Source organism: Collinsella sp. OM08-14AT (assembly GCF_003438115.1).
GTDB lineage: Bacteria > Actinomycetota > Coriobacteriia > Coriobacteriales > Coriobacteriaceae > Collinsella.
Window position 1 is genome coordinate 1 of the sequence record NZ_QSTE01000035.1, and the last position, 1,787, is coordinate 1,787.

1 protein-coding gene is annotated in these 1,787 nt (G+C 54.2%); it reads right to left on the bottom strand.

Annotated elements, in window-relative coordinates; genetic code table 11:
* Positions 1-487 precede the first annotated feature (487 nt).
* Positions 488-1,612 carry an aminotransferase gene (locus DXC18_RS10285; protein ID WP_117584285.1) on the bottom strand — a complete coding sequence of 375 codons (1,125 nt, stop codon included), beginning with the start codon at positions 1,610-1,612 and terminating at the stop codon, positions 488-490.
* Positions 1,613-1,787: the final 175 nt, after the last annotated feature.

The window sequence follows — 1,787 nt, forward strand, 5'->3', positions numbered from 1 at the left end:
ATCCAAAATCAGTCCATACTTCCACCTCGCCCCCGAACGGTTTTATATGAGGGGTGAACGGCATACACATATACTTCACGCATGGCACACTTTGATTTAATAAAGTTTATTTACGTGCTAAAACGCGTTTTCAATCCAAATAGCAAATGGAACTTAACTTTATTAAACCACCCTCAAATTGCATATTTCTAATATAGCTATGAATAGAATCAGCGATTCATGCCGCGTCCCAACCATTTTCATTTTTATTCAGAAAAAAGTTTGTCCTATTCATTTCTGATAAACAAATTACCGTTTACCAGACGCTTGATACCGTTCACCGGAAGCTCAGTATAAGGCCCAGCGGATACCGGCTCGCTTTACGGCCCCATTTGTAACAACTTGACTTCTCGGTATAGAAAAACGAACCCGCTTCCCCTAGGGAAACGGGTCCGTTTTCGATTATCTTCGGCCAATTTGGATAAGGCCCTCGAAGATCGTCGGAACCCTAGCGATCGAACTCCGTCAGTGCCTCGCCCAAAAGCCTCAGGCCCTCGCGAAGAACGTCTTCGCTCGCGCAGTAGCCCAGGCGTGCGCCGCAGGGAAGCTCAAAGCGGCTACCGGGGACCAGCAGCACTCCCCTCTCGGCCAACAGGCGCTTACAGAATTCCTCGTCATCCTCGGGAATATCCAGCTGGATAAACGAGGTGGATATTCCCTGCGGGGCCGTCCAGGAAACGCGATGCTGCGTATCGATCCAAGCCTGCGCGATATCGCGGTTGCCAAACACGATCTTGCGATTGCGCTCGAGAATCTTGTCCTTGTGCTCGAGCACGTATGTCGCCAGGGCATCGTTGAACACGCCGCCGCAGATCATGGTGTAGTCGCGGTAGGTGCGGATGCGGTTGGACACCTCTTCGTCGGCCACGACCCAGCCCACGCGGGCCGCAGGCGTCGAATAGGTCTTGGACACCGAGTTGGTGACAATGGCCTTCTCGTACATGTCGGCCATCGACATAAAGGCCTTGGTGTTCTCAAGCGGCAGGTACACCTCGTCGCACAGCACATAGGCGCCAGCCGAACGGGCGATCTCGGCAATCTGGCCGAGCATATCGGCATCGAGCACCGTACCGATGGGGTTCGATGCGTTATTGATGCAGATGAGCTTGGTGTTGGGGCGCACCAAGCGCTTGAGCTCATCGATATCGGGCTTCCAGCCGAGCTCCTCGCGGAGCTCCCAATACTCGACCTCGGCACCCAGCGTACGCGGAATCTCGTAGAGCGGCGCATAGGTAGGCCACTCGGCAATCACGTGATCGCCGGGCTCCACAACGGCCATGATGGCGTTGAGGTTGGCGCCCGTGCAGCCATTGGTCTGCAAAATGTGATCGGGATTGACATCGCGACGATACAGCTTGGCGACCTCGGCCTTAAATTCCGGCGATCCCTCGATCCAGCCGTAGTTCATCTTCTCGCGATCCAGGCGCTCGTAGAACGTGGCGCCGTCCTGCTCGTCCAGTGCGCGAAGCTCGCCCATGGTCAGCGACGAGATCGTCGACTGAGCGATATCCCAGGTAGCACTCTTCTCCCAAACGTTGAGCCATTCCTCAACACCGATTGTCTTGATATCCATGGCCACCTTATCTGATCTTCATTTAGCGTCATTAAACATGAATGGGGCGGTGCGAAAGATCCGCACCGCCCCAATGGGAGACATCTAATGGCAGCTAGATGTTTGTAGTAAGACCTGTACGGGTCTTTGAAAACCTTAGAGGTCCTCGCGCCAGAAGGGCATGCTCATGCAGCGC

Excerpts from the sequence above, each read along its gene's own strand:
- DXC18_RS10285 (WP_117584285.1), bottom strand. The coding sequence starts at position 1,612 with ATGGATATCAAGACAATCGGTGTTGAGGAATGGCTCAACGTTTGGGAG.